This is a genomic window from Blastomonas sp. UPD001 (assembly GCF_003426715.1).
GTDB lineage: Bacteria > Pseudomonadota > Alphaproteobacteria > Sphingomonadales > Sphingomonadaceae > Blastomonas.
This window is the reverse complement of the sequence record NZ_QKVT01000017.1, coordinates 1-755: the sequence shown is the minus strand read 5'-3', so window position 1 is coordinate 755 and position 755 is coordinate 1. Positions and strand designations below refer to the sequence as shown.

The 755-nt window shown below is 43.2% G+C and carries 1 protein-coding gene; it reads right to left on the bottom strand.

Annotation, left to right across the window (positions count from 1 at the left end; genetic code table 11):
* Positions 1-527: 527 nt before the first annotated feature.
* Positions 528-755 (bottom strand): RNA recognition motif domain-containing protein (locus tag DM995_RS22935; RefSeq protein ID WP_116970578.1); only part of this gene is annotated, 228 nt, incomplete at its 5' end.

The following is a 755-nucleotide window of genomic DNA, read 5'->3' as shown; positions in this document are numbered from 1 at the left end:
ACAAATACAGACCCTGTACCAGACGCGATATATCGCGTCTGGTACAAAATTTATGTGTATCGTGATTAGACCTCTTGCAAAAGTCGAATCAACCCCCCTCAATCCCCCCGTTCACGGCAGGGCTGTTTCATTCCCTAAAAGACCCTAATTTACAAGCGTATCAGCCAAAAAAATCAGGTCGTTAATTAATCTAATTGGGTCAAAAACCAGGCGATCGCACTGAAATTTACTGGTTGAAACAGTAACTTTTCGATTACTAACTTCCTAAAATTTTTAGTCAATACTCTTGACAAAATCCTGATCTGAGCGAATGAAACAACCCTGCCGTGAACGGGGGGAAGATTTAGTTAGTTCCCTCCCCGTAAACGGGGAGGGTTAGGGTGGGGTAAAAATATTTTTGCAAGAGGTCTAATGAGAATTGAGAAAGCAAAAAAATCCCACGCTTTTAAGTGTGGGATTGAAAATTTTTCTAGTACATTTGCACGGGATAACTTCAGATTAATCCCAAATGTTGTATAGATTTAGGATTAGTAGCGGTTACGGAAGTTGTTTCCTCTGTTACCACCATAGGAACCCCGGTTTTCTTTGGGTTTGGCTTTATTCACTTTGAGGTCGCGTCCCATCCACTCAGCACCATCAAGAGCTTCAATGGCGGCGGATTCTTCAGCTTCTGTACCCATTTCTACGAAACCAAAGCCACGCAAGCGGCCTGTGTCACGGTCGGTTGGTAGCTGAACTCGCTTAACAGTACCATA